Source organism: Mesorhizobium sp. M7A.F.Ca.AU.001.01.1.1 (genome assembly GCF_004022735.1).
Lineage (GTDB): Bacteria > Pseudomonadota > Alphaproteobacteria > Rhizobiales > Rhizobiaceae > Mesorhizobium > Mesorhizobium ciceri.
The window spans coordinates 1-1,526 of record NZ_RZPF01001045.1 but is presented as its reverse complement, the minus strand read 5'-3'; the positions used below and the strand labels follow the sequence as shown (position 1 = coordinate 1,526).

General features: G+C 61.0%; 2 protein-coding genes. Both read left to right on the top strand.

The genetic code is table 11. The features are described 5' to 3' along the window. Window positions 1-844, top strand: an 844-nt coding sequence (locus EN884_RS35570) for a carbohydrate ABC transporter permease (RefSeq protein ID WP_164755887.1), incomplete at its 5' end; no start/stop codon positions are given. A 4-nt stretch (window positions 845-848) separates the two neighbouring features. Then, the coding region (locus EN884_RS35565) for an alpha-amylase family glycosyl hydrolase (protein WP_245492047.1) at window positions 849-1,526 on the top strand (678 nt) is incomplete at its 3' end.

Sequence of the window (1,526 nt, the reverse complement as noted above, 5' to 3'; positions counted from 1 at the left end):
GTATCCCGCCGGCACCACAGCCGATCTCGGCGACGGCGTGACCTTGCAGCTCAATGCCGACGGCAGCTTCGTCATGCAGTCCCCGAAAGCGTTCGAAGGCGATCGCGGCCAGCGCGTCTATTATGCTTCGTCGGCGCCGCCGAAATTCACCACCGATAATTACAAAACCGTGCTGTTTTCCGAAGGCATCGGACGGTCTTTCATGAATTCCCTGACCGTCACCATTCCGGCGACCGTCATCCCGATCCTGATCGCCGCCTTTGCCGCCTATGCGCTGGCCTGGATGCGGTTTCCCGGCCGGGCGCTGCTGATCGCGGTCATCATCGGCTTGCTGGTGGTGCCATTGCAGATGTCGCTGATCCCGCTGTTGAAACTCTACAACGGCGTCGGCGCTTTCTTCGGCATGCCGTCGAAGACCTATCTCGGCATCTGGCTGGCGCATACCGGCTTCGGCCTGCCCTTCGCCATCTACCTGCTGCGCAGCTACATTGCCGGCCTGCCGCGCGAAATCATGGAATCGGCGCGCATCGACGGCGCCAGCGATTTCGAGATCTTCGTCAAGATCGTCTTGCCGCTGTCGTTTCCGGTGCTGGCTTCGTTTGCCATCTTCCAGTTCCTGTGGGTATGGAACGATCTGCTGGTGGCGATGGTTTTCCTCGGCACAGAGGCAGACCAGATCGTGCTGACCGCCAAGCTCAACGCGCTGTTGGGCTCACGCGGCGGCGACTGGGAGATTCTGACGACATCGGCTTTCGTGACCATCATCGTGCCGCTGATCGTGTTCTTCTCGCTGCAGCGCTATTTTGTCCGCGGGCTGCTTGCCGGCTCGGTGAAAGGAGGCTGAGACGATGCAATCCGCTTTGAAGGCCAGCTCGAAGCCTGACCTCGCCATCGATCGCGACTGGTGGCGGGGCGCGGTGATCTACCAGATTTATCCGCGCAGCTACCAGGACTCGAACGGCGACGGCATCGGTGACCTTAAGGGCATCATCGGGCGGCTACCCTACATCGCGGCACTCGGTGCGGACGCCATCTGGATTTCGCCATTCTTCAAGTCGCCGATGAAGGATTTCGGCTATGACGTGTCGGATTACTGCGACGTCGATCCGATGTTCGGCACGTTGGCCGACTTCGACGCGCTGACCGCCGAGGCACACAGGTTGGGCTTGAAGGTGATGATCGACGAGGTGCTGTCGCACACCGCCGACAACCACCCGTGGTTCAAGGAAAGCCGGTCGAGCCGCAGCAACCCGAAAGCCGACTGGTACGTCTGGGCAGACGCCAGGCCGGACGGCACGCCGCCCAACAACTGGCTGTCGATCTTCGGCGGCTCGGCCTGGCAATGGGACACCAGCCGCCAGCAATATTACATGCACAATTTTCTGGCCGAGCAGCCCGACCTCAACTTCCACAACCACGAGGTTCAGGACGCGTTGCTCGACGTCACCCGCTTCTGGCTGGAGCGCGGCGTCGATGGTTTCCGGCTCGACACCATCAATTTCTACTTCCACAGCCAGGGCTTGGAA